Here is a 20705-nt window from a genome sequence, read left to right on the forward strand (position 1 = left end):
CCAGAATATGTAGTTTGGTTCAGGTCGCTTGTGATTGGAGATGACCCTATGAAAAAATGGATGACTGGTCTAGCTCTGGTATCAGTATCTGTTGCTAGCGCTTCTTCTTGGGCTAATTCGCCTGAGGAACTGACTGTTTACACGGCTTTTGAAACAGATCTGCTATCAACATTCGAAGAGGCTTTTGAGAAAGAGCATCCGAATATCACAATCAACTGGGTTCGTGATTCTACCGGGGTAATCACTGCCAGAATACTTGCAGAAGGAAAAGGAACTCCTGCTGATGTGGTGTGGGGGCTGGCTGCTTCATCCCAGGTGCTGCTGAAAAATCAGGGCATTATTAAAGCCTATACCCCGGAAGGTGTCTCCGAGCTTAAATCCGGCATGGTGGATCCGGAAAGCGATAAAGCCTGGTACGGACATGATGCTTTTTTTAATGCGATCTGTTTCAACAGCGTAGAGGCTGAAAAACTGGCTCTGCCAAAACCTGAAAAATGGGAAGACCTTCTGAATCCGGTCTACAAAGGGCATATTGTCATGCCTAATCCAGCCTCTTCCGGTACGGGTTACACTCAGGTGGCTGCCTGGCTGCAAACCATGGGTGAAGAAAATGGCTGGTCATATATGGAGGCTCTGGATAAAAATATTGCCAAATATACTCACTCTGGCTCCAAGCCCTGTGTTGAAGCAGCGCAAGGAGAAACGGTGATTGGTATTTCATTTGCCCTGCGTGGCGCTAAATTGAAAACTCAGGGTGCACCAATAGATCTTGTGATGCCTCAGGGTGTTGGCTGGGATTTAGAGGCAGTTGGTCTGGTCAATATAAAGTCCGATGCAGCAAAAGCACTGGCTGACTGGTCGGTTTCTGAAGAAGCCAATGAGCTTTACAACACGGTTTACCCGGTTGTCGCTCACAAGGATGTGAAAGGCGAAGTCAAAAATTACCCCGATGTTGAAGCTGTCATGGCTGACGTTGATTTTGGTCGAATGGCCAATGAGCGCGATGCTGTTCTTAAAGAATGGTCCGCTAAGTTTGAGTTTAAGTCAGAACAATAATACCCGTCGCCAAAACACTTAATAAAACTGAAGCCGTGGGTTTAAGGGGGATGCCATGCTTGAGCTCTTCAATGATCATCTGTTTTTCCACGATAAGCCATTTCATTACTTCTGGCTTCGCGATAACTGTCCTTGTCATCAATGCCGACATGAGTCGGGGCAAAGGCTGATTGAGGTAATGGACGTGTCTATGGATATCAGGCCAGAAACGGCAACTGTCGTTGATATTGGTGTTGATAAAAGCTTGCAGATTCTCTGGCAGGATGGTCACCGGTCAATCTATCCGGCAAGTTTGCTCATCGCTGAGGCGTTTGTCCCTGAAGCACCAAGTTTGTGGGGAGGGGGCTTGCAGGCTGACAGTATTCGTTTTGACTACAACGCTATAGACGATCCTGAGGTTAAACGACAGTGGTTGAAAGCCATTGAGACCCACGGTCTGTCATTTCTCTACAATGTGCCAGCTCAGGTAGGTCAGGTGCTCAAGGTTGTCGATCATTTTGGCTATGTCCGTGAAACCAACTATGGCCGTTATTTTGAAGTAATAAGCAAAGAAGAGCCGGAAAATCTCGCCTTTACGCCCAGGCCGCTGAGCCTTCACACGGATAATCCTTACCGTCATCCGGTGCCAACACTGCAATTGCTGCATTGCCTTGAGGCTGCCCCGGAGGGTGGCATCACCGCTCTGGCGGATGGTTTTTATGCGGCACAGTTGCTGAGACAGCAGTATCCTGAATACTTCGCTCTGCTTTCGACAACCACCCTGCATTACAACTTCAGCAGTGATAGCGCCAGTTTGTCGAGCACTGGCCCGGTGATAGAGTTGGGCTGCGAGGGTGAAATCATCGGTATTCGTATTAACAACCGCTCGGTCCAGCCGGTGCGACTGCCATTTGAAGAAACCAGAGACTTCTACGAAGCCTATCAGTTTTTTATGAATCTTCTTCACAGTGAAGCCTGTAAATATGCCTGTAAGCTGGCTCCGGGTGAATTGATGATGTTCAACAATCAGCGGGTTCTGCATGGTCGTGAAATGCCAGCCCGGGGTAAACGACATCTTCAGGGGGCTTATGCGGATATTGATTCCCTGCGCAGTGAACTTAAGCGAATGAATTGATCCAGAAGAAAAGATTATTGAAATGAGAGTTATTGACTTTATCCGCAAACAATATATCAAGAATGGTCATGTTGCTTATGGTGAGCATATCTCAATGACCAATCATATGTTGCAGTCAGCCTTTTACGCTGAACAGGGTGGCAGCTCAAAGGAAGTAGTGGTTGCTGCTTTCCTTCATGATATTGGCCATTTGTTGCATGGTCTCCCTGAGGATATTTCCGATCATGGCATCGATGGCTTTCATGAAGATATTGGTGAACGCTGTTTAAAAGGCTATCTGCCAACACTGGTCACAGATTGTATTCGTCTACATGTTCAGGCAAAGCGATACATGTGCACACTTAAGCCTGCCTATTACGACAAACTTACCGAGGCTTCGCGGGAGTCTCTTGCTATACAAGGTGGTTTGATGAGTGATCAGGAAGTCGCGGCTTTTGAAGCGGAACCTTATTACAAGGAAGCTATGCGAGTTCGGGTTTATGATGATATGGGCAAGCAAGCAGAGCTGGAGCATCCTGATCTGGATTACTACCTGAAGCTGACTGAAGAGTGTTTGATGATCACTGAGATGTCTGCTCCCGATAGCATATTGGCTGCTATGGGTCTTGGGCTCAACCCGGCTGCGTTTCGGGATTAGTCTGAAACAAAAGTGCTTAAGGTAATAAAGCGCACCAATCAAAAGAAAACTGGAAAAACGAGGAACTGTGAAAACGAGGGATAAAAAAATCACTGCGGTGGTCGCAGTGATTTTCGGCTTATAGTTTTGATTGTATTGGCTTTATGCTCTTGATGTTGAAGCTGCCCCCTCATAATAAGCCACAATCCTGTCAGCAAGCTTTGATCGTTCGAAGCCATTGTCATTGGTCGCTTCCAGAACCCTATTATAAGCCTTTGCCATACAATAGGGGGTAAAGTAGGCTGTCACGCTAAATCCGACGAAAGCCCCAACACAGGTACCAATAACGCCACCGGTAAACAGGCCTGCTGGCCCTGCTATCGATCCAAGCAGTGCACCCATGGAGCCCGTAGCAAAAGCTCCAACGGCAGTGGCATTTGGTATGATGTATAACGCTGATGCAACGCCTGTCGCGATCGCTGACAATGAGGCCAGGACGCGATTGGTTTTTCGGGTTTTCAGTGGCTGCCCCTCATATCTGCTGCTCCCTTCAGTCATGTGTGGGCCTTCATTGGAGTGCGCAGCGATAGCTACCCGTTTGCCAGAAAGGCTTGCTTCATTTTTTTCTGAAAAAGTGACTTCAGATGTCGGGCGATATTGATCCGTTGCAACACGTTGGTCGGTATGGGTATAAATCATATTGCACCTCCATTAGCATCGATTTATTAATTGTTACTCTGGGGTAGTTCTTCCGTGGATGAACTTATGTACTGAATGATATTGCTCAATATGAAACCATTCAATTACATAATTGTCAGAGTTACTAACATTTGAAGAGTGCAATATGGAATCAGGGTGAAAAAAATTTGTTTCATGAAGAGAAACCGCTTACTATGCCTCACTTGAAAAGCTTCATGGTTTAGAAAGCTCAGGCCTTTTTAAAGCCTGCTCTTGAGGAATTGCAAGTGCATCCTGTATTATTTATATTGATATCTGTATCAATTCAGGCTTTTTCGTTTGCTTACGTTTCGAAAGAATTTGATCCCGGTGAAATTATACAGTATTCATTGATTTCATTTCTTTTGTGCGGTTTAGTTTTTTCAATGGTTTTATATAAAAAAGGGAATCTTTGTTTAGAAGCAAAAGAAATACATGAACTATTCAGGCTGAATATTGCAACCAGCTTTGCTTTTCTTGGCTTTTATTTGTCACTTATATTTACATAAAAAAGCTTGAGAATAATATTCCACTATTAGTCCTTATTTTTTTGTTCGGTCTAGTGACGCTTAGCTTTTCAGTTGAAAGTTTTAATATCAATATTTTTACAGGCATATCGCTGAGTATTCTTGCTGGAGCTGGAGCCGCATATATTGCGACTATATCGAATCAAGGAAGTATGAATAATCTTTCGCGAGAAAAAATTCTCGCTTATAGGTTTTATGGATCTGCAATAGGCTCTGCTTTCTTGCTATATACTACTGGGGGTTGGGATTTTGATGTTTATTTCTTGCTCAAAGCTTCAGTCTTGTCTTTGCTTGGGTTTCTTTTGCCAATGCTCTTGTTGCAAATGGGTATGGAGAAAACTAAGCCCGTTATCACTATTTTGTGCTTATCGCTAATCCCTCTCTTGTCTTACATTTCTGAGATCTCGCTCGGTTCAAATTTCGATCTGAAAGCAGCAACAATGATGACAGTTACCTTGTTTTTGACTGCATATTATATCTTTAGCAGCACCAGGAAAACTGTAAAGGAAGAGGGTGTTGTAGTCAGCTCCTGAAGTATCATTGGTATAAGGCAGTATATGTAATCCTCGTGTAATCGTTCGAGATGGGGGAGACTCACCCTGCTTGTCGAGAACAGATGTTAACGGGTTGGCCTTGGATGTTTCCTTACAGATTCGTGGAATCAGCTTTGTGATATCTCGAGACGGGTGTTGGCTGACGCGTTGTGTATAGTGAACCGCATAAACCGGACAGCTAGCGCCAAGCTAAGTTCTAACGTCCGGTATAACTTTAGCACTTTAGTGTTGTCGTACACTTTTTTAGCGTGATCATAAAGGTTGGATGGGCAACCTGCTCAACACTCCTTAGCAGTTTTCCTTATCTCATTACTCGTTTAATTAGGTTATCATCTCGTCTTAACTACGCGTGCGGTGGCTGAAGCAAGTGTCGAAATATTTTTCGTCCAGCACTTGTGTTGACTTTAAGTTTTGTGCTTAGTAGAATTCCGCGTCCTCTTTTGTCCAGGTGGCATTGCTCACCGGACTTAGTTCTTTATTGATAGATGGTTACAACAAGATGAGTCAAGCTCAGCAGATTCGCATTCGTTTGAAGGCTTTTGATCATCGTCTGATTGACCAGTCCACGCAGGAAATTGTTGATACTGCGAAGCGAACTGGTGCTCAGGTGCGTGGTCCGATCCCTCTGCCAACCCGAAAAGAACGTTTTACGGTTCTGATCTCTCCTCACGTAAACAAAGATGCGCGTGATCAGTATGAGATTCGTACTCATAAACGTCTTCTCGACATTATTGAGCCCACCGAAAAGACCGTTGATGCGCTGATGAAGCTAGACTTGGCAGCTGGCGTTGAAGTGCAAATCAGTCTCGGTTAATTGCGGCACGGGCAGCCATTCAGTGTGCACAAAACTTTTGTGTAACGCTCTGGAATGAGCGGCCATAGTGGGTGAAAGCCCCGTACACGAGAGAGGTTGAAATGACTATTGGATTAGTCGGTAAGAAGTGCGGTATGACCCGTATCTTCACAGAAGACGGTGCTTCTGTGCCAGTCACTGTAATTGAGGTTGATCCTAACCGTATCACTCAGGTTAAAAGCCTGGATGTTGACGGGTACAACGCAATTCAGGTGACTACTGGTGCTAAAAAAAGCAGCCGTGTTCGCAAGCCAGAGGCTGGTCACTTTGCGAAAGCAAAGGTAGAGGCTGGTCATGGTCTTTGGGAATTCCGTGTTGACGATTCTGGTTCTTACGAGCTGGGTCAGTTGATCGGAGTTGACCTGTTCGAGCAGGGTCAGAAAGTAGACGTAACTGGTCAGTCCAAAGGTAAGGGCTTCCAGGGTGGTGTAAAGCGTTGGAACTTCCATATGCAGGACGCTACACACGGTAACTCTCTGTCTCACCGTGCTCCTGGTTCCATCGGTCAGTGTCAGACCCCGGGTCGTGTCTTCAAGGGTAAGAAGATGGCTGGACACATGGGTGCTGAGAAAGTGACTGTTCAGTCCCTGGAAATCGTTCGCATTGATGCTGAACGTAACCTGCTGCTGATAAAGGGTGCAGTACCTGGTGCAACTGGTGCTGACGTTATCGTTAAAGCTGCAGTTAAAGCGCGCGCCTGAGGGGATTAGACGATGGAATTGAATGTAACAGGTGCTGGTACGGTTCAAGTCTCTGACGTGACCTTCGGTACTGAATTCAACGAAAGCCTGGTTCACCAGACTGTCGTTGCTTTCATGGCCGGTGCTCGTCAAGGTACCCGTGCTCAGAAAACCCGCAGCGAAGTAAGCGGCGGTGGACGCAAACCCTGGCGTCAAAAAGGTACTGGCCGTGCACGCGCCGGTACAATCCGTAGCCCACTGTGGCGCGGGGGCGGCAAGTCTTTTGCTGCTAAACCACAGGATCACGCTCAAAAACTGAACAAGAAAATGTATCGTGGTGCTCTGCGTTCTATCTTGTCTGAGCTGGTTCGTCAGGAGCGTCTGGTGGTGGTTGAAAGCCTCGGTGCTGAAACGCCAAAGACCAAACTGATGGTAGCCAAGCTGAAAGAGCTGAATGTCGAGCGCGGTCTGATTGTTTCTGATGAAGTGGATCAGAACCTGTATCTGGCTACACGCAACATTCCCCATGTGGATGCACGTGACGTACAAGGCGTTGACCCTGTCAGCCTGATCGCTCATGAGAAAGTCGTGATGACTGTTGCAGCCATCAAGAAATTCGAGGAGATGCTGGGATGAACCAGGAACGTATTTATAAAGTTCTGCTTGGTCCGCACATTTCCGAGAAGGCGACAGTGGTGGCTGAAGAGCATGGCCAGTACGTCTTCAAGGTAGCCAAGGACGCAACCAAGCTTGAAATCAAAAAAGCGGTAGAGCAACTGTTCGAAGTCAGCGTTGATGCTGTTCGTACAGCGGTTGTTAAAGGTAAGACCAAACGTACTCGTTTCGGTATGGGCAAGCGCTCAGACTGGAAAAAAGCGTACGTCAGTCTGGCGCAGGGTCAAGAGATTGACTTTGCCGACGCGGAATAAGGAGTTACAGGATGGCCGTAATTAAGTGCAAGCCGACTTCTCCGGGTCGTCGCTTTGTCGTCAAGGTGGTAAACCCTGACCTCCACAAGGGTCGCCCTCACGCGCCTCTGGTGGAAAAGAAAAGCAAGTCTGGTGGTCGTAACAACGCTGGTCGCATCACTACCCGTCATCGCGGTGGTGGTCACAAGCAGCACTACCGTATCGTAGACTTTCGTCGCAACAAAGATGGCATTCCGGCTATCGTTGAGCGTCTGGAATACGATCCGAATCGTACCGCTCACATCGCCCTGCTGAAGTACATGGACGGTGAGCGTCGTTACATTATTGCACCTAAAGGTGTGAAAGCCGGTGACGAGCTGTACTCTGGTGTTGATGCTCCTATCAAACCAGGCAACACGCTGCCTCTGCGTAATATTCCGCAGGGCTCTGTAGTTCACTGTGTTGAGCTCAAACCAGGTAAAGGTGCGCAGATGATGCGCAGTGCCGGTACTTCCGCTCAGGTCGTAGCGCGTGATGGTGCTTACGTAACCCTGCGTCTGCGTTCCGGTGAAATGCGTAAAGTATTGGCTGACTGTCGTGCAACTCTGGGCGAAGCCTCTAACAGTGAGCACAATCTGCGCTCTCTGGGTAAGGCGGGTGCCAAGCGTTGGAGAGGCGTGCGTCCAACCGTTCGTGGTGTTGCCATGAACCCGGTTGATCACCCACACGGTGGTGGTGAAGGTCGTACTTCCGGTGGTCGTCACCCAGTGACACCATGGGGTGTTCCGACCAAGGGTCGTAAGACTCGTTCCAACAAGCGTACGGATAAAATGATCGTACGTCGTCGCAGCGCGAAGTAAGCCTAGAGAGAGGATACGACAGTGCCACGTTCTTTGAAAAAAGGCCCATTTATCGACCTTCACCTGCTGAAGAAAGTCGAAGATGCGGTTGAAAGCGGCAACAAGCGTCCGATCAAGACCTGGTCACGCCGCTCAATGATCCTGCCAAACATGGTAGGTCTGACCATCGCCGTTCATAACGGTCGCCAGCATGTGCCTGTTTTCGTCAGCGAAGACATGGTAGGCCTCAAGCTGGGTGAATTTGCTGCTACCCGCACCTACCGCGGTCACGCTGCAGATAAGAAGGCCAAGAAGCGCTAAGAGGGTAAGAAATGAAAGAAGTAGCTGCTATACATAAAGGCGCTCGCATTTCTGCCCAGAAAGCGCGCCTGGTTGCTGACCAGATCCGAGGCAAAGCTGTTGGTGAAGCCCTGGACCTGCTGGCATTCAGCCCTAAAAAGGCTGCAGAGCTGGTCAAAAAAGTGTTGGAATCTGCGATTGCAAACGCAGAGAACAACGAAGGCATGGATATCGATGAGCTGACAGTGTCTGCTATCTTCGTTGACGAAGGTATGACCATGAAGCGCATTCGTCCACGTGCCAAGGGCCGTGCTGATCGCATTCTGAAGCGGTCTTGCCATATCACGGTTAAGGTTGCAGAGGTCTAAGGAGCGATCACATGGGTCAGAAAGTACATCCAAATGGGATCCGACTGGGCATCGTAAAGCCCCACAGATCTGTATGGTTTGCTGAAGGTCAGCAATACGCTGATAAGCTGATTACCGATCTGGAAGTTCGTGATTTCCTGCAGAAGAAGCTGAAAAATGCTTCCGTAAGCCGTATCGACATCCAGCGTCCGGCTCAAAGCGCTCGCGTTACCATCTTCACTGCCCGTCCAGGCATTGTGATCGGTAAAAAAGGCGAAGACGTTGAGAAGCTGCGCCAGGCTGTTACCAAAATGATGGGCGTACCTGTTCACATCAACATTGAAGAAGTTCGCAAACCCGAACTGGACGCAATGCTGGTTGCACAGTCTATCGCGGGTCAGCTGGAGCGTCGTGTCATGTTCCGTCGTGCCATGAAGCGTTCTGTACAGAATGCTATGCGTCTGGGCGCGAAGGGCATCAAAGTGCAAATCAGTGGTCGTCTTGGCGGCGCTGAAATTGCTCGTACCGAATGGTACCGTGAGGGTCGCGTACCTCTGCACACTCTGCGTGCAGACATCGATTACGCAACTTATGAAGCTCTGACTACCTACGGTATCCTGGGCGTTAAAGTATGGATCTTCAAAGGCGAAGTGATTGGCGGAATGGCAGCTGAAACTGAAAAGCAGCCTAAAGAACCAGCCAAACGTCCTAAGAAGAGACAGGCTAAGAAGTAAGGAGCGCGGTAATGTTACAGCCAAAGCGTACGAAATTTCGTAAGCAGCAAAAGGGTCGCAATCGCGGCCTGGCACACCGCGGCTCCACTGTTAGCTTCGGTGAATACGCATTGAAAGCAACAGGCCGTGGACGCATAACTGCTCGTCAGATCGAAGCAGCACGTCGTGCCATGACCCGTCACATCAAGCGTGGTGGTAAAATCTGGATTCGCGTCTTCCCTGACAAACCGATCTCCAAAAAACCCCTCGAGGTTCGTATGGGTAAAGGTAAGGGTAGTGTCGAGTACTGGGTAGCACAGATCCAGCCGGGTCGTGTCCTGTACGAAATGGAAGGTGTGTCCGAAGAGCTGGCTCGCGAGGCGTTTGCCCTTGCTGCCGCTAAGCTGCCAGTGGAAACTGCCTTCGTTAAGCGGAGCGTGATGTGATGAAAGCTGCTGAATTGCGTGAAAAAACGGTTGAACAGCTCAACGAAGAGCTGGTCACACTGCTGCGGGACCAATTTAACTACCGTATGCAGAAAGCGACGGGTCAGCTGAGTCAGACTCATCTGCTGAAGCAGACCCGACGCGACATCGCCCGTATTAAGACGGCGTTGAATGAGAAGGCAGGTATTTAACAATGGCTGAAGACAAGAAAGTCCGTACTCTGACCGGTAAGGTTGTGAGTGACAAGATGGACAAGACCGTCACCGTTCTTATTGAGCGCCGTGTTAAACATCCGCTCTACGGTAAGATCGTTAAGCGGTCCACCAAGTTGCACGCTCACGACGAAAACAATGATTGCCGTATGGGTGATATTGTCACAATCAAGGAAACACGTCCTTTGTCTAAGTCCAAGACATTTGAACTGGTTTCCATTGATGAGCGTGCTACTCAAATATAAGGCCACGGTGCCCTGGGTCTGAGTAGAAGTGGCTGGTCTTGTGGCCAGCCTGTTGTACAACGACTGGCGGGTACCCGTCTGCAGTTTGGGCTTGGAGAATAAGCATGATCCAGACAGAATCTCAACTCGAAGTAGCCGATAACTCCGGCGCTCGTCGAGTACAGTGTATCAAGGTGTTGGGTGGATCCCATCGCCGCTACGCCCACATCGGCGACATCATCAAAGTCACCGTTAAGGAAGCAATTCCACGCGGTAAGGTCAAGAAAGGCCAGGTGATGAACGCAGTTGTAGTGCGTACTAAAAAAGGCGTTCGTCGTCCAGACGGTTCCGTAATCCGCTTCGATGGCAATGCTGCCGTTCTGCTGAACGCAAGCAATCAGCCAATCGGTACCCGTATCTTTGGGCCAGTGACTCGTGAACTGCGTGGTGAGCAGTTTATGAAGATCATTTCCCTGGCACCAGAAGTACTGTAAGGGAGCAGGAAATGAAAAAGATCCGTCGTGACGACGAAGTTATCGTCATTGCAGGCAAGGACAAAGGTAAGCGCGGCAAAGTGCAAACCGTTCGTGCCGATGGCAAGCTGATCGTTTCTGGTATCAACATGATCAAGAAGCATCAGAAGCCAAACCCGACATTGGGCACCCCTGGTGGCATCGTTGAAAAAGAAGCGCCTATTCAGGCTTCCAACGTTGCAATCCTGAACACAGAAACCGACAAGGCTGATCGTGTTGGCATTGCTATCTCTGAAGATGGCAAGAAACAACGCGTGTTCAAGTCTACCGGTCAACCGGTTGACGCGTAAGGGGTGGCATAATGGCAAACTTCAAGACTAAATATCGTGAAGAGATCCTGCCCAAGCTCAGAGAAGAGCTGGGCGTGAGCAATGTTCACGAAGTTCCTCGTATCACCAAAATCACTCTGAACATGGGTGTGGGTGAAGCGATCGGTGATAAGAAAGTCATCGAAAACGCTGTTGCTGACATGGAAAAAATCGCCGGTCAGAAAGCAGTCGTTACCAAGGCACGTAAATCCGTTGCAGGCTTCAAGGTTCGTGAAGGCTGGCCAATCGGTGTTAAAGTGACCCTGCGTGACGAACGTATGTACGAATTCCTGGAGCGTCTGGTTGACATCGCCCTGCCTCGTGTTCGTGACTTCCGTGGTATCAGCCCGAAGTCTTTCGACGGCCGTGGCAACTACAGTATGGGTGTTAAAGAGCAGATCATCTTCCCGGAAATCGATTACGATAAAGTCGACGCTTTGCGTGGTCTGGATATTACCCTGACTACCACAGCCAAGACTGACGACGAAGGCCGTGCACTGCTGAAAGCCTTCAACTTCCCATTCCGTAACTGATTAAGGTACGAGCCCATGGCAAAAGTATCCATGAAGCAGCGGGAGTTGAAGCGTCAGCGCACCGTTGCCAAGTTCGCAGAGAAGCGCGCTGCGCTGAAAGCGATCATCGTCAGTCCTAACAGCTCTGAAGACGAGAAGTGGGACGCTCAGATAGCACTGCAGAAGCAGCCACGTGATGCCAGCTCATCTCGTCTGCGTAACCGCTGCCGTGTAACAGGTCGCCCTCACGGCTACCTGCGTAAATTCGGTCTGAGCCGCATCAAACTGCGTGAAGCAGCCATGCGTGGTGACGTTCCAGGTCTGGTTAAGGCCAGCTGGTAAGCGCGATTGATCTTCTGGAGAGATAGATAATGAGTATGCAGGACCCGTTAGCAGATATGCTAACTCGTATCCGTAATGCCCAAATGGCAGAACATGCATCTGTCGAAATGCCCTCTTCCAAGGTAAAGGCTGCTGTAGCCAAAGTCCTGAAGGAAGAAGGTTACATTACCGATGCACGTGTTGAAGGCGAAGTACAGAAAACTCTGATCATCGACCTGAAATACTATGAAGGCAAACCTGTCATCGAAAACCTGAAGCGCGCCAGCCGTCCGGGTCTTCGTTCTTACGCAGGTAAGGAAAGTCTGCCAAAAGTGAAAGGCGGTCTCGGTATTGCCATCGTTTCTACCAACAAAGGTGTAATGACCGATCGTGCTGCACGTGCAGCCGGTGTTGGTGGCGAAATTCTTTGCACCGTATTCTAAGGGAGGGGTCAGATGTCTCGAGTAGCAAAAAGCCCTGTGGAAATCCCTGCCGGTGTTGAGATCAAGTTGAACGGTCAGCACATCTCCATCAAGGGTGGTAAAGGTCAACTGGAGCTGAGCATTCACTCCAACGTTGAAGTAAAGCAGGAAGAAAACGTCCTGACTTTCGAAGCCCGTGATGGTGCCAAGCACTCTCGTGCACTGGCTGGTACTACCCGTGCACTGGTTAACAACATGGTGACCGGTGTGACCGCTGGTTTCGAAAAGAAACTGCAGTTGGTTGGTGTAGGTTATCGTGCGCAGGCCAAGGGCAAGAGCCTGAATCTGAACCTCGGTTTCTCTCACCCGGTTGACTACAGTCTGCCGGAAGGCGTTACTGCGGAAACTCCAAGCCAGACCGAGATCCTGATCAAGGGTATCGACAAACAGCTGGTTGGACAGGTTGCAGCGGAAATCCGCGAATTCCGTCGCCCGGAGCCCTACAAAGGCAAGGGTGTCCGCTACGCCGACGAACACGTTCGTCGTAAAGAAGCCAAGAAAAAGTAAGGTAGGGTGATCATGATTGATAAAAATTCTGCTCGCCTGCGTCGTGCCCGCCGTGCACGGATGAAGATGCGTGAACTGGGCGCCAACCGTCTGAGCGTTCATCGCACACCGCGTCATATCTATGCGCAGGTGGTTGCCCCTGAGGGTGACAAGGTGCTGGCCTCTGCCTCCACCGTAGAGAAGGAGCTGCGTGGCGAAGCTACCGGTAACGTTGAAGCTGCTAAAAAAGTAGGTGCTCTGATTGCTGAGCGTGCTAAAGCTGCTGGTGTTGCCAAGGTCGCTTTCGACCGCTCCGGTTTTAAGTATCACGGTCGTGTTAAGGCTCTCGCCGATGCAGCCCGTGAAGCCGGTCTGGAATTCTGAGGGTAGGCATCATGGCGAAAGATGAGCGTAAACCGCAAAACAATGACGAAGGTCTGATCGAAAAGCTGGTACAGGTTAACCGTGTAGCCAAAGTGGTGAAGGGTGGTCGTATCTTCGGTTTCACAGCCCTGACCGTTGTTGGTGATGGTAAAGGCAAAGTGGGCTTCGGTCGTGGCAAGGCGCGTGAAGTGCCAGTTGCTATCCAGAAGGCTATGGAAGCTGCCCGTCGCAACATGATCCAGGTCGACCTGAACGGCGACACTCTGCAGTACCCTGTTAAAGCCCGTCACGGTGCTTCCAAGGTCTACATGCAGCCTGCTTCTGCGGGTACTGGTGTTATTGCCGGTGGTGCTATGCGTGCTGTTCTGGAAGTGGCTGGCGTACATAACGTACTGGCCAAGTGCTACGGTTCCACCAACCCTGTGAACGTTGTTAACGCAACCTTCAAGGGTCTGCGCGACATGCGTTCTCCTGATGACATTGCTGCCAAGCGTGGCAAGTCTGTTGAAGACATTCTGGGGTAAGTCATGGCTGAGAAGATCAAAGTGACGCTCGTAAAGAGCACTAACGGTCGCCTCGAAAGCCACAAGGCTTGCGTCCGTGGCCTGGGTCTGCGTCGCATCAACCACACGGTTGAAGTGGAAGATACTCCTTCCGTTCGCGGCATGATCAACAAGGTATCTTACCTCGTTAAGGTCGAAGGAGAATAACATGCGTCTGAATACTCTGAGTCCTGCTGAAGGCAGTCGTAAAGAGCGTAAGCGCGTTGGCCGTGGCATCGGTTCCGGTTTGGGTAAGACCGGTGGCCGTGGTCACAAAGGTCAGAAGTCTCGTTCCGGTGGTTCAGTAAGACCTGGTTTTGAAGGCGGACAGCAGCCACTGCAACGTCGTCTGCCCAAGTACGGTTTTACTTCCCGCAAGGCGCGTTTTACTGCTGAAATTCGTTTGCACGAGCTGGCCAAGGTTGAATCCGACGTGATCGATCTGGCTGCTCTGAAGGCTGCAGACCTTATCAACGGTAGCATCCTGCGTGCGAAAGTGATACTGTCCGGCGAACTGAACAAGGCCGTAACACTGAAAGGTGTGGCAGCTACCAAGGGCGCACGCGCCGCGATCGAAGCTGCTGGTGGTAAGATCGAGGACTAAATGGCTAAGACACTACCTGTTGGGAATCAAAGCGGTTTGGGCGAGTTAATTTCTCGCCTCAAATTCGTATTTCTGGCGATCCTTGTATATCGGATCGGTGCTCATATTCCTGTGCCCGGCATCAACCCTGATGCCCTGGCCCGGATGTTTCAACAAAATGAAGGGACCATTCTTGGCCTGTTCAACATGTTCTCTGGTGGTGCTCTGGAGCGTATGTCGGTACTGGCGCTGGGAATCATGCCCTACATATCGGCGTCCATCATCATTCAGTTGATGACGGTGGTCAGCCCGCAGTTGGAACAGCTAAAGAAGGAAGGTGAATCGGGCCGACGCAAGATCAGCCAGTATACCCGCTACCTGACAGTGGTGCTGGCGTTCGTTCAGGGTACCGGCATGACCGTAGGTCTTGCCAACCAGGGCGTAGCATTCAATCCTGATATCAGCTTCTACGTGGTCGCTGTAGTCACCTTCGTAACCGGCGCCGTCTTTATGATGTGGCTGGGCGAGCAGGTGACTGAACGCGGGATTGGTAACGGCATCTCTATCCTGATTTTTGCAGGTATTGTCGCTGGTCTGCCTGGCGCGATTGGGCGGTCTTTCGAGTCAGCCCGTCAGGGTGACATCAATATCCTGGCGCTGCTCGCAATCGCCCTGCTGGCCATTGCAATTATCGCGTTCGTTGTATTCATTGAGCGTGGTCAACGCCGTATTACTGTCAATTACGCCAAACGTCAGCAAGGTCGTAAAGTATTCGCGGCACAGAGCAGCCATTTGCCTCTGAAAGTCAATATGGCCGGTGTTATTCCAGCTATCTTTGCTTCCAGTCTTCTGCTCTTTCCTGCATCCATTGCACAATGGTTTGGACAGGGTGAAGGTTGGGAATGGCTTCAGGATATCGCACTGGCGCTGGGTCCGGGTCAGCCGCTGAACATAGTTCTGTTCTCGGCAGGGATCATCTTTTTCTGCTTCTTCTACACTGCACTGGTCTTCAACCCGAAGGACGTTGCGGACAACCTGAAGAAGTCAGGGGCATTCATTCCGGGTATTCGTCCTGGTGAACAGTCTGCCCGTTACATCGATGGTGTCCTGACTCGTTTAACCATGTTTGGCGCTATTTACATGACAGCGGTATGTCTGCTGCCACAGTTCCTGGTAGTTTCGGCTAACGTGCCTTTCTATCTGGGTGGTACCAGTCTGCTGATCGTAGTAGTGGTCGTCATGGATACGATGGCTCAGGTGCAGTCTCACCTGATGTCACATCAGTACGAGTCACTGCTGAAGAAATCCAATCTTAAGGGCTATGGTGGTGGTGGCCTGATCCGCTAACACCGGTTCTGCAACGAATGCCGCTAGCTCTGAAATGGTGGAGTGAATAATGAAAGTACGTGCATCGGTCAAGAAAATCTGCCGTAACTGCAAGATTATCAAGCGCAAGGGCACTGTTCGTGTGATCTGCGTTGAGCCGCGACACAAACAGCGTCAAGGCTGATTGTGTATGAGGTCTTTCGGGTTAGCCCGGGCTGTTATGGTCTGACCTCACAAGGCTACAGATAAATACAACCGCTCATGAGCATCATGAGCGGTTGTATTTTGTCGTAGGTGGGATTAAAATTTCCGCCTTTCGACCTGTTAGTTGTGTAAGCATCTAACAATGGACTGGATGGGCGTGCTTCGTCGCATTCTCAACAGTATCTTCAGGTGCTGCTCCGGTCCGTGTTATCTGCCTATAGATTGCGAAGTCGATAAATGTCGCATGGCTGGCTGTAAAGTTGGTCAAGTAAGTCTACAGGCGAAAATAACCGTGAACTCAAAATGTCCCTGTCTTTAAAGACAAGGATGAACTCACGGAGAAAACAAACGGAGACGATTGAATGGCCCGTATTGCTGGCGTCAACATTCCGGATAACAAACATGCTGTTATCTCGTTGACCTACATATTCGGCATCGGCAAGACCACAGCCAAAAAGCTGTGCGAATCCACTGGCGTTAAGCCAGAAGCCAAAATCGCTGATCTGAGCGAAGATCAACTGGAATCCCTGCGTGGCGAAATCGCCAAGCTGGATGTTGAAGGTGATCTGCGTCGTGAAATCAGCATGAACATTAAACGCCTCATGGATCTGGGTTGCTACCGTGGTATCCGCCACCGTCGCAGTCTGCCGGTTCGTGGTCAGCGTTCCAAGACGAATGCTCGCACCCGTAAGGGTCCTCGCAAGCCTATTCGTAAGTAAGTATCAATTAAGAATGGTAATACCGTTCTTATGAAACAGGATTTATTCTGATATGGCAAAGCCAGGTACTCGTTCACGTAAGAAGGTTAAAAAGCAGGTTGTTGACGGAGTAGCTCACATCCACGCTTCTTTTAACAACACTATCGTGACTATTACCGATCGTCAGGGCAATGCTCTGGCCTGGGCCACAGCCGGCGGTTCCGGTTTTCGTGGTTCTCGTAAGAGCACGCCGTTTGCAGCCCAGGTTGCTGCCGAGCGTGCAGGTCAGGCTGCCGCTGAATACGGTCTGAAGAATCTGGATGTCTGCGTGAAAGGACCTGGTCCTGGCCGCGAATCCGCTGTACGCGCATTGAACGCTTGTGGTTACAAGATCACTAACATCACTGATGTTACCCCGATCCCCCACAACGGTTGTCGTCCGCCTAAAAAGCGTCGTGTATAAGCAGGAGTCGGTATAAATGGCTAGATATATTGGTCCAAAGTGCAAACTGTCTCGTCGTGAAGGCACTGATCTTTTTCTGAAGAGCGGCGTCCGTGCACTCGAGTCAAAGTGCAAAGCAGAAATAGCTCCAGGTCAGCACGGTCAGCGTCGTGGCCGTCTTTCTGACTACGGTGTACAGCTTCGTGAAAAGCAGAAAGTTCGTCGTATCTATGGCGTACTGGAGAAGCAGTTCCGTAACTACTATAAGGCCGCTGATCGCAAGAAAGGTGCAACTGGTGCAAACCTCTTGCAACTGCTTGAGTCTCGCCTTGATAATGTAGTTTACCGCATGGGATTCGGTTCCACCCGTGCCGAAGCACGTCAGCTGGTAAGCCACAAAGCCATCCTGGTAAATGGAAAGACAGTAAACATTCCTTCCTATCAGGTTCAGCCTGGCGATGTTGTCGCCATCCGCGAAAAGGCTAAAAACCAGCTGCGTATTAATGCAGCCCTTGAACTGGCCGCTCAGCGTGGGTTTTCTACCTGGGTTGAAGTTGATGCCAGCAAAAAGGAAGGTACCTTCAAGGTGCTGCCCGAGCGGAGTGACCTGTCAGCCGACATCAACGAAAACTTGATCGTCGAGCTGTACTCCAAGTAAGGGATAGACAGTTAGGTGGGGTGTAACATCCATGCAGAATTCGGTTACTGAATTTCTTACTCCTAGACACATTGATGTCGAGGAAATTAGCCTGACGCGCGCTAAGGTAACTCTGGAACCGCTTGAGCGTGGTTTTGGACATACCTTGGGCAATGCTTTGCGTCGTATCCTTCTTTCTTCCATGCCCGGCTGTGCCGTGACTGAAGTTGAGATTGATGGTGTACAGCATGAATACAGTGCGATTGAAGGTGTTCAGGAAGATGTTATTGACATCCTGCTGAACCTCAAAGGTCTTGCCATTCGCATGACCGGCCGTGACGAAGCAACACTGAGTCTGACCAAAAAAGGTTCCGGCCCTGTGACTGCTGCGGATATCCAGTTGGACCACGATGTTGAAATCGTAAACCCGGATCATGTGATCGCCAATCTGAATGAGAAAGGCGACTTGAACATGCAGCTAAGAATAGCGCGTGGCCGCGGTTATGAGTCTGCTGACAGCCGTCATCAGGATGAAGAAGAGACTCGTGCTATTGGCCGTCTGCAACTGGATGCCACCTATAGCCCTGTTTACCGCGTCTCCTATGTCGTTGAAAGCGCTCGTGTTGAGCAGCGTACCGATCTGGACAAGCTGGTTCTTGATCTGGAAACCGACGGTACTCTGGACCCGGATGAAGCTATCCGTCGTGCTGCAACCATTCTGCAACAGCAGCTGGCTGTATTCGTTGATTTGGAAGGCGAGCCTGAACCAGAGCCAGTTAAGGAAGAGGATGAAGTTGATCCTATTCTGCTGCGCCCTGTGGATGATCTCGAACTGACCGTACGTAGTGCTAACTGCCTGAAGGCAGAAAACATCTACTACATTGGTGACCTGATTCAGCGCACTGAGGTTGAACTGCTCAAGACCCCGAACCTGGGTAAGAAGTCCCTGACCGAGATCAAGGACGTTCTGGCCTCCCGTGGTCTGAGCCTGGGTATGCGTCTCGACAACTGGCCACCGGCCAGCCTGAAGGGCGACGACAAGATTTCTGCTTAAGCAGCCATTGGCTTTTTCACTCACTCCAACAGAGTGGGTGCAGGGCAGATGGTAGAATGAGGAAGTTTGTGCCATGCGTCATCGTAAGAGTGGCCGCAAGCTCAACCGGAACAGTTCACATCGCAAGGCGATGTTCAAGAACATGACTGCTTCCCTGGTAGAGCATGAAGTAATCAAAACGACACTGCCGAAAGCTAAAGAGCTGCGCCGTGTTGCTGAACCGCTGATCACCCTGGCCAAGGAAGACAGCGTAGCCAACCGTCGTCTGGCGTTTGATCGTCTCCGTAACAAAGAGACTGTTGGTAAGCTGTTCTCCGAACTGGGCCCTCGTTTCAAAGAGCGCCCGGGCGGTTATATCCGTATCCTGAAGTGCGGATTCCGTAAGGGTGACAATGCGCCTATGGCTATTGTTGAGTTGCTGGATCGTCCAGTGGCTGAAGCGGAAGCTACTGAAGAGTAAGTTTTACTCTTTCAAAAAAAAACCGGACCTTGTGTCCGGTTTTTTTTGAAACTTGAAACTCAGTCAGGCAAGTGAAGCCTTTCCTGAATTGACCCAGCTGACAATGACAGGGGAACTCGAACCGTCTTTCCACTGTCTATACTGCATAAGCATTGCTGTTCTGCTGTTCGAGGGTCTATGTCAAATCAGGGTGTTGAAGTCAAACGTTCTATCGGAAAATACTCCAAATCAGAATGGACTGCCAGGGATACAGGCTGGATGTTCAGTCACGTAGGTACAGGTATTGGTGCAGGGCTTCTTTACCTTCCCATAGCGGCAGGCAGTGGTGGTATATGGCCTCTTCTGTTCATGGCTCTGGTCAGTGGCCCCATGATATTTCTTACCCATAGAGGGTTAACCCGATTCTTTTTGTCTTCCCGAAAACCTGATAGTGATATCAGCAGTGTTGTAAGAGAGAGATTTGGCAATAAAGTCGGCCAGTGGTTGATGCTGATCTGCTTTTTGTCGATGTTTCCTGTTTTACTGCTCTACACGATTGGCATTTCAAACGTTACCGAGAGCTTTCTGATCAATCAGCTTGAATGGGCGGGTGAAGTAAACAGACCTTTGCTCGTGTTTTTGCTGGTCGTTGGTATGATTTCCCTTTTTTGTGGTTCAGAGCAGAAGCTTTTGACACTTATCAGCAGTCTGGTGTTTCCTCTGGCACTCACATTGTTGTGTATAGGTTTGTATTTGATCCCTCAGTGGCGAATGGATTTTCTCCGACAGGAAGTACCTATGACGGACATCGTAACAACCTTTCTTCTGACTTTGCCTGTGCTGGTGTTTTCTTTCTATCATGCACCTGTTTGTTCATCCTTTGCTCAATCATACCGGCGTCAAATCCCTGAGCTTCACCAGTGCATCGCCAAGACCGACCAGATTCACTTCAAAAGTTCTCTGCTTTTACTGCTTATTACATTATTTTTTGTACTTTCATGTATATTGGCTCTGACGCCAGAACAGATAGAGCTTGCGAAAGCTCAAAATCTCCCGACTCTCTCCATCCTGGCTAATCAACCTGGCAACTTTATTTTCTCGAGTCTGGCACCTGTTATCGCCTTTGTGGCGATTTTAACCTCTTTCTTTGGTTTCTTTCTTGGCACTATTGAAGTCATTGATAGCTTGTTCAGTGTGGGGTTAGAGAAGCTCAGGCCCAGTGAGTTGACGCTTCCTTCTGGCAGCTCCAGAGGCTTGAGTCTTTTTCTGGTAGCCCTGGGGTGCTGGATTGCCGGCGTCGGTGACTGGAGTATTCTGTTGATCATGGATGCCATAGTGGCTCCCATGATGGCGATTATCCTTTTCTTTGTTCCGGTCGTAGGGCTTTATAAGTCCAATGTACTCAGACGGTACCGAAACCCCGGGAACGATTTTTTGGTGGTGATTTTTGGTGTAATTGTGCTGGCAGGGTTTCTGGTTTCACAGATAATAAAATAAAAAGCCAGACCCTTATCGAATCTGGCTTTTTATGGTCTGGTTACATCAAGGTGTTATGATTTTTATTCTTGGTTCCATGTATTATTTTTTATTGTGAAATTGTTCTTATTGTCTATTTGCTCTCACTCCTGTGGTTTGTACTATAAGTATT

The 20705-nt window shown here is 49.5% G+C and carries 35 protein-coding genes; 34 read left to right on the forward strand and 1 reads right to left on the reverse strand.

Features of this window, described 5'->3' with window-relative positions:
* The first annotated feature begins 60 nt into the window (after nucleotides 1-60).
* The 3 genes from KBW69_RS10645 to KBW69_RS10655 are packed head-to-tail and all read left to right on the forward strand — an operon-like array spanning nucleotide 61 to nucleotide 2807.
* Entirely contained in the window at nucleotides 61-1056 is a 996-nt protein-coding gene (locus KBW69_RS10645) for a putative 2-aminoethylphosphonate ABC transporter substrate-binding protein (protein ID WP_257280857.1), read from the forward strand.
* Nucleotides 1057-1111: 55 nt separating this feature from the next.
* Nucleotides 1112-2170 carry a TauD/TfdA family dioxygenase gene (locus KBW69_RS10650; protein WP_257254324.1) on the forward strand — a complete coding sequence of 353 codons (1059 nt, stop codon included), beginning with the start codon at nucleotides 1112-1114 and terminating at the stop codon, nucleotides 2168-2170.
* 22 nt (nucleotides 2171-2192) lie between these two features.
* Nucleotides 2193-2807 carry an HD domain-containing protein gene (locus KBW69_RS10655; protein WP_257254323.1) on the forward strand — a complete coding sequence of 205 codons (615 nt, stop codon included), beginning with the start codon at nucleotides 2193-2195 and terminating at the stop codon, nucleotides 2805-2807.
* Nucleotides 2808-2948: 141 nt separating this feature from the next.
* On the opposite strand, the gene KBW69_RS10660 is transcribed toward KBW69_RS10655, so the two are convergent.
* Nucleotides 2949-3485 (reverse strand): hypothetical protein, encoded by a 537-nt coding sequence (locus KBW69_RS10660; protein WP_257280858.1) that lies wholly within the window; start codon nucleotides 3483-3485, stop codon nucleotides 2949-2951.
* A 266-nt stretch (nucleotides 3486-3751) separates the two neighbouring features.
* On the opposite strand from KBW69_RS10660, the gene KBW69_RS10665 reads away from it, so the two are divergent.
* From KBW69_RS10665 to KBW69_RS10815, 31 genes are all read left to right on the forward strand, one after another.
* Complete coding sequence (locus KBW69_RS10665) at nucleotides 3752-4012, forward strand: hypothetical protein (RefSeq protein WP_257280859.1); 261 nt, start codon at nucleotides 3752-3754, stop codon at nucleotides 4010-4012.
* Between the two features lie 41 nt (nucleotides 4013-4053).
* Nucleotides 4054-4563, forward strand: a complete 510-nt coding sequence (locus KBW69_RS10670) for an EamA family transporter (protein WP_257280860.1) — start codon at nucleotides 4054-4056, stop codon at nucleotides 4561-4563.
* A 520-nt stretch (nucleotides 4564-5083) separates the two neighbouring features.
* Nucleotides 5084-5398, forward strand: a complete 315-nt coding sequence (rpsJ, locus tag KBW69_RS10675) for a 30S ribosomal protein S10 (protein ID WP_034841731.1) — start codon at nucleotides 5084-5086, stop codon at nucleotides 5396-5398.
* Nucleotides 5399-5499: 101 nt separating this feature from the next.
* On the forward strand, nucleotides 5500-6138 hold the full coding sequence (gene rplC / locus KBW69_RS10680) for a 50S ribosomal protein L3 (RefSeq protein WP_257280861.1): 639 nt from the start codon (nucleotides 5500-5502) through the stop codon (nucleotides 6136-6138).
* A 12-nt stretch (nucleotides 6139-6150) separates the two neighbouring features.
* Nucleotides 6151-6753, forward strand: a complete 603-nt coding sequence (gene rplD, locus KBW69_RS10685) for a 50S ribosomal protein L4 (protein ID WP_257280862.1) — start codon at nucleotides 6151-6153, stop codon at nucleotides 6751-6753.
* Nucleotides 6750-7046, forward strand: a complete 297-nt coding sequence (rplW, locus tag KBW69_RS10690) for a 50S ribosomal protein L23 (RefSeq protein ID WP_034841736.1) — start codon at nucleotides 6750-6752, stop codon at nucleotides 7044-7046. Before rplD ends, rplW begins: the two co-directional genes overlap by 4 nt.
* Before the next feature lie 11 nt (nucleotides 7047-7057).
* Nucleotides 7058-7885, forward strand: coding sequence for a 50S ribosomal protein L2 (rplB, locus tag KBW69_RS10695; RefSeq protein WP_252177328.1), 828 nt, complete (start codon nucleotides 7058-7060; stop codon nucleotides 7883-7885).
* A 21-nt stretch (nucleotides 7886-7906) separates the two neighbouring features.
* Nucleotides 7907-8185, forward strand: a complete 279-nt coding sequence (rpsS, locus tag KBW69_RS10700; protein ID WP_252177327.1) for a 30S ribosomal protein S19 — start codon at nucleotides 7907-7909, stop codon at nucleotides 8183-8185.
* A gap of 11 nt (nucleotides 8186-8196) precedes the next feature.
* Nucleotides 8197-8532 carry a 50S ribosomal protein L22 gene (rplV, locus tag KBW69_RS10705; RefSeq protein WP_257280863.1) on the forward strand — a complete coding sequence of 112 codons (336 nt, stop codon included), beginning with the start codon at nucleotides 8197-8199 and terminating at the stop codon, nucleotides 8530-8532.
* An 11-nt stretch (nucleotides 8533-8543) separates the two neighbouring features.
* Nucleotides 8544-9245, forward strand: coding sequence for a 30S ribosomal protein S3 (rpsC, locus tag KBW69_RS10710; protein WP_257280864.1), 702 nt, complete (start codon nucleotides 8544-8546; stop codon nucleotides 9243-9245).
* 11 nt (nucleotides 9246-9256) lie between these two features.
* Nucleotides 9257-9670, forward strand: coding sequence for a 50S ribosomal protein L16 (rplP, locus tag KBW69_RS10715; RefSeq protein ID WP_034841748.1), 414 nt, complete (start codon nucleotides 9257-9259; stop codon nucleotides 9668-9670).
* Nucleotides 9670-9861, forward strand: a complete 192-nt coding sequence (gene rpmC / locus KBW69_RS10720) for a 50S ribosomal protein L29 (RefSeq protein ID WP_252177324.1) — start codon at nucleotides 9670-9672, stop codon at nucleotides 9859-9861. The genes rplP and rpmC overlap by 1 nt, the downstream gene beginning before the upstream one ends.
* Nucleotides 9862-9863: 2 nt before the next feature.
* Nucleotides 9864-10127: a 30S ribosomal protein S17 gene (gene rpsQ / locus KBW69_RS10725; RefSeq protein WP_034841753.1), complete on the forward strand. Its 264-nt coding sequence runs from the start codon at nucleotides 9864-9866 to the stop codon at nucleotides 10125-10127.
* A gap of 104 nt (nucleotides 10128-10231) precedes the next feature.
* A complete protein-coding gene (gene rplN / locus KBW69_RS10730; protein WP_062268071.1) occupies nucleotides 10232-10600 on the forward strand; it encodes a 50S ribosomal protein L14 in 369 nt (122 codons plus the stop codon).
* An 11-nt stretch (nucleotides 10601-10611) separates the two neighbouring features.
* Nucleotides 10612-10929: a 50S ribosomal protein L24 gene (gene rplX, locus KBW69_RS10735; RefSeq protein ID WP_257253580.1), complete on the forward strand. Its 318-nt coding sequence runs from the start codon at nucleotides 10612-10614 to the stop codon at nucleotides 10927-10929.
* Nucleotides 10930-10940: 11 nt separating this feature from the next.
* On the forward strand, nucleotides 10941-11480 hold the full coding sequence (gene rplE / locus KBW69_RS10740) for a 50S ribosomal protein L5 (RefSeq protein WP_257253585.1): 540 nt from the start codon (nucleotides 10941-10943) through the stop codon (nucleotides 11478-11480).
* A gap of 15 nt (nucleotides 11481-11495) precedes the next feature.
* On the forward strand, nucleotides 11496-11801 hold the full coding sequence (gene rpsN / locus KBW69_RS10745) for a 30S ribosomal protein S14 (protein WP_257280865.1): 306 nt from the start codon (nucleotides 11496-11498) through the stop codon (nucleotides 11799-11801).
* A gap of 29 nt (nucleotides 11802-11830) precedes the next feature.
* A complete protein-coding gene (gene rpsH / locus KBW69_RS10750) occupies nucleotides 11831-12223 on the forward strand; it encodes a 30S ribosomal protein S8 (protein WP_257253592.1) in 393 nt (130 codons plus the stop codon).
* A 12-nt stretch (nucleotides 12224-12235) separates the two neighbouring features.
* Entirely contained in the window at nucleotides 12236-12769 is a 534-nt protein-coding gene (gene rplF, locus KBW69_RS10755; RefSeq protein ID WP_257253594.1) for a 50S ribosomal protein L6, read from the forward strand.
* A 12-nt stretch (nucleotides 12770-12781) separates the two neighbouring features.
* Complete coding sequence (gene rplR, locus KBW69_RS10760) at nucleotides 12782-13132, forward strand: 50S ribosomal protein L18 (protein ID WP_257253596.1); 351 nt, start codon at nucleotides 12782-12784, stop codon at nucleotides 13130-13132.
* 11 nt (nucleotides 13133-13143) lie between these two features.
* The gene (rpsE, locus tag KBW69_RS10765) at nucleotides 13144-13656 is read left to right on the forward strand and encodes a 30S ribosomal protein S5 (protein WP_252177316.1); all 513 of its coding nucleotides are present in this window, start codon (nucleotides 13144-13146) and stop codon (nucleotides 13654-13656) included.
* A gap of 3 nt (nucleotides 13657-13659) precedes the next feature.
* Entirely contained in the window at nucleotides 13660-13842 is a 183-nt protein-coding gene (gene rpmD, locus KBW69_RS10770) for a 50S ribosomal protein L30 (RefSeq protein ID WP_252177315.1), read from the forward strand.
* Between the two features lies 1 nt (nucleotide 13843).
* Nucleotides 13844-14278 (forward strand): 50S ribosomal protein L15, encoded by a 435-nt coding sequence (rplO, locus tag KBW69_RS10775; RefSeq protein ID WP_257253599.1) that lies wholly within the window; start codon nucleotides 13844-13846, stop codon nucleotides 14276-14278.
* The gene (gene secY, locus KBW69_RS10780; protein WP_257253601.1) at nucleotides 14279-15604 is read left to right on the forward strand and encodes a preprotein translocase subunit SecY; all 1326 of its coding nucleotides are present in this window, start codon (nucleotides 14279-14281) and stop codon (nucleotides 15602-15604) included.
* A gap of 49 nt (nucleotides 15605-15653) precedes the next feature.
* On the forward strand, nucleotides 15654-15767 hold the full coding sequence (gene rpmJ, locus KBW69_RS10785; RefSeq protein ID WP_079253874.1) for a 50S ribosomal protein L36: 114 nt from the start codon (nucleotides 15654-15656) through the stop codon (nucleotides 15765-15767).
* A 382-nt stretch (nucleotides 15768-16149) separates the two neighbouring features.
* Nucleotides 16150-16506, forward strand: coding sequence for a 30S ribosomal protein S13 (rpsM, locus tag KBW69_RS10790; protein ID WP_257254922.1), 357 nt, complete (start codon nucleotides 16150-16152; stop codon nucleotides 16504-16506).
* 52 nt (nucleotides 16507-16558) lie between these two features.
* Complete coding sequence (gene rpsK, locus KBW69_RS10795) at nucleotides 16559-16948, forward strand: 30S ribosomal protein S11 (RefSeq protein WP_034841784.1); 390 nt, start codon at nucleotides 16559-16561, stop codon at nucleotides 16946-16948.
* 16 nt (nucleotides 16949-16964) lie between these two features.
* Complete coding sequence (rpsD, locus tag KBW69_RS10800; protein WP_257254923.1) at nucleotides 16965-17585, forward strand: 30S ribosomal protein S4; 621 nt, start codon at nucleotides 16965-16967, stop codon at nucleotides 17583-17585.
* 31 nt (nucleotides 17586-17616) lie between these two features.
* A complete protein-coding gene (locus KBW69_RS10805) occupies nucleotides 17617-18618 on the forward strand; it encodes a DNA-directed RNA polymerase subunit alpha (RefSeq protein ID WP_257254924.1) in 1002 nt (333 codons plus the stop codon).
* Between the two features lie 73 nt (nucleotides 18619-18691).
* On the forward strand, nucleotides 18692-19078 hold the full coding sequence (gene rplQ / locus KBW69_RS10810; RefSeq protein WP_257254925.1) for a 50S ribosomal protein L17: 387 nt from the start codon (nucleotides 18692-18694) through the stop codon (nucleotides 19076-19078).
* Nucleotides 19079-19255: 177 nt separating this feature from the next.
* On the forward strand, nucleotides 19256-20554 hold the full coding sequence (locus KBW69_RS10815) for an amino acid permease (protein WP_257254926.1): 1299 nt from the start codon (nucleotides 19256-19258) through the stop codon (nucleotides 20552-20554).
* The last annotated feature ends 151 nt before the right edge of the window (nucleotides 20555-20705 follow it).

This window comes from Endozoicomonas sp. ISHI1 (assembly GCF_024606225.1).
Taxonomy (GTDB): domain Bacteria; phylum Pseudomonadota; class Gammaproteobacteria; order Pseudomonadales; family Endozoicomonadaceae; genus Endozoicomonas_A.

What these genes read in the sequence shown, in the direction of transcription:
- KBW69_RS10645 (WP_257280857.1), top strand. Translation starts at nt 61, where the DNA reads ATGACTGGTCTAGCTCTGGTATCAGTATCTGTTGCTAGCGCTTCTTCT.
- KBW69_RS10650 (WP_257254324.1), top strand. Translation starts at nt 1,112, where the DNA reads ATGCTTGAGCTCTTCAATGATCATCTGTTTTTCCACGATAAGCCATTT.
- KBW69_RS10655 (WP_257254323.1), top strand. Translation starts at nt 2,193, where the DNA reads ATGAGAGTTATTGACTTTATCCGCAAACAATATATCAAGAATGGTCAT.
- KBW69_RS10660 (WP_257280858.1), bottom strand. Translation starts at nt 3,485, where the DNA reads ATGATTTATACCCATACCGACCAACGTGTTGCAACGGATCAATATCGC.
- rpsJ (WP_034841731.1), top strand. Translation starts at nt 5,084, where the DNA reads ATGAGTCAAGCTCAGCAGATTCGCATTCGTTTGAAGGCTTTTGATCAT.
- rplC (WP_257280861.1), top strand. Translation starts at nt 5,500, where the DNA reads ATGACTATTGGATTAGTCGGTAAGAAGTGCGGTATGACCCGTATCTTC.
- rplD (WP_257280862.1), top strand. Translation starts at nt 6,151, where the DNA reads ATGGAATTGAATGTAACAGGTGCTGGTACGGTTCAAGTCTCTGACGTG.
- rplW (WP_034841736.1), top strand. Translation starts at nt 6,750, where the DNA reads ATGAACCAGGAACGTATTTATAAAGTTCTGCTTGGTCCGCACATTTCC.
- rplB (WP_252177328.1), top strand. Translation starts at nt 7,058, where the DNA reads ATGGCCGTAATTAAGTGCAAGCCGACTTCTCCGGGTCGTCGCTTTGTC.
- rplV (WP_257280863.1), top strand. Translation starts at nt 8,197, where the DNA reads ATGAAAGAAGTAGCTGCTATACATAAAGGCGCTCGCATTTCTGCCCAG.
- rpsC (WP_257280864.1), top strand. Translation starts at nt 8,544, where the DNA reads ATGGGTCAGAAAGTACATCCAAATGGGATCCGACTGGGCATCGTAAAG.
- rplP (WP_034841748.1), top strand. Translation starts at nt 9,257, where the DNA reads ATGTTACAGCCAAAGCGTACGAAATTTCGTAAGCAGCAAAAGGGTCGC.
- rpmC (WP_252177324.1), top strand. Translation starts at nt 9,670, where the DNA reads ATGAAAGCTGCTGAATTGCGTGAAAAAACGGTTGAACAGCTCAACGAA.
- rpsQ (WP_034841753.1), top strand. Translation starts at nt 9,864, where the DNA reads ATGGCTGAAGACAAGAAAGTCCGTACTCTGACCGGTAAGGTTGTGAGT.
- rplN (WP_062268071.1), top strand. Translation starts at nt 10,232, where the DNA reads ATGATCCAGACAGAATCTCAACTCGAAGTAGCCGATAACTCCGGCGCT.
- rplX (WP_257253580.1), top strand. Translation starts at nt 10,612, where the DNA reads ATGAAAAAGATCCGTCGTGACGACGAAGTTATCGTCATTGCAGGCAAG.
- rplE (WP_257253585.1), top strand. Translation starts at nt 10,941, where the DNA reads ATGGCAAACTTCAAGACTAAATATCGTGAAGAGATCCTGCCCAAGCTC.
- rpsN (WP_257280865.1), top strand. Translation starts at nt 11,496, where the DNA reads ATGGCAAAAGTATCCATGAAGCAGCGGGAGTTGAAGCGTCAGCGCACC.
- rpsH (WP_257253592.1), top strand. Translation starts at nt 11,831, where the DNA reads ATGAGTATGCAGGACCCGTTAGCAGATATGCTAACTCGTATCCGTAAT.
- rplF (WP_257253594.1), top strand. Translation starts at nt 12,236, where the DNA reads ATGTCTCGAGTAGCAAAAAGCCCTGTGGAAATCCCTGCCGGTGTTGAG.
- rplR (WP_257253596.1), top strand. Translation starts at nt 12,782, where the DNA reads ATGATTGATAAAAATTCTGCTCGCCTGCGTCGTGCCCGCCGTGCACGG.
- rpsE (WP_252177316.1), top strand. Translation starts at nt 13,144, where the DNA reads ATGGCGAAAGATGAGCGTAAACCGCAAAACAATGACGAAGGTCTGATC.
- rpmD (WP_252177315.1), top strand. Translation starts at nt 13,660, where the DNA reads ATGGCTGAGAAGATCAAAGTGACGCTCGTAAAGAGCACTAACGGTCGC.
- rplO (WP_257253599.1), top strand. Translation starts at nt 13,844, where the DNA reads ATGCGTCTGAATACTCTGAGTCCTGCTGAAGGCAGTCGTAAAGAGCGT.
- secY (WP_257253601.1), top strand. Translation starts at nt 14,279, where the DNA reads ATGGCTAAGACACTACCTGTTGGGAATCAAAGCGGTTTGGGCGAGTTA.
- rpmJ (WP_079253874.1), top strand. Translation starts at nt 15,654, where the DNA reads ATGAAAGTACGTGCATCGGTCAAGAAAATCTGCCGTAACTGCAAGATT.
- rpsM (WP_257254922.1), top strand. Translation starts at nt 16,150, where the DNA reads ATGGCCCGTATTGCTGGCGTCAACATTCCGGATAACAAACATGCTGTT.
- rpsK (WP_034841784.1), top strand. Translation starts at nt 16,559, where the DNA reads ATGGCAAAGCCAGGTACTCGTTCACGTAAGAAGGTTAAAAAGCAGGTT.
- rpsD (WP_257254923.1), top strand. Translation starts at nt 16,965, where the DNA reads ATGGCTAGATATATTGGTCCAAAGTGCAAACTGTCTCGTCGTGAAGGC.
- KBW69_RS10805 (WP_257254924.1), top strand. Translation starts at nt 17,617, where the DNA reads ATGCAGAATTCGGTTACTGAATTTCTTACTCCTAGACACATTGATGTC.
- rplQ (WP_257254925.1), top strand. Translation starts at nt 18,692, where the DNA reads ATGCGTCATCGTAAGAGTGGCCGCAAGCTCAACCGGAACAGTTCACAT.
- KBW69_RS10815 (WP_257254926.1), top strand. Translation starts at nt 19,256, where the DNA reads ATGTCAAATCAGGGTGTTGAAGTCAAACGTTCTATCGGAAAATACTCC.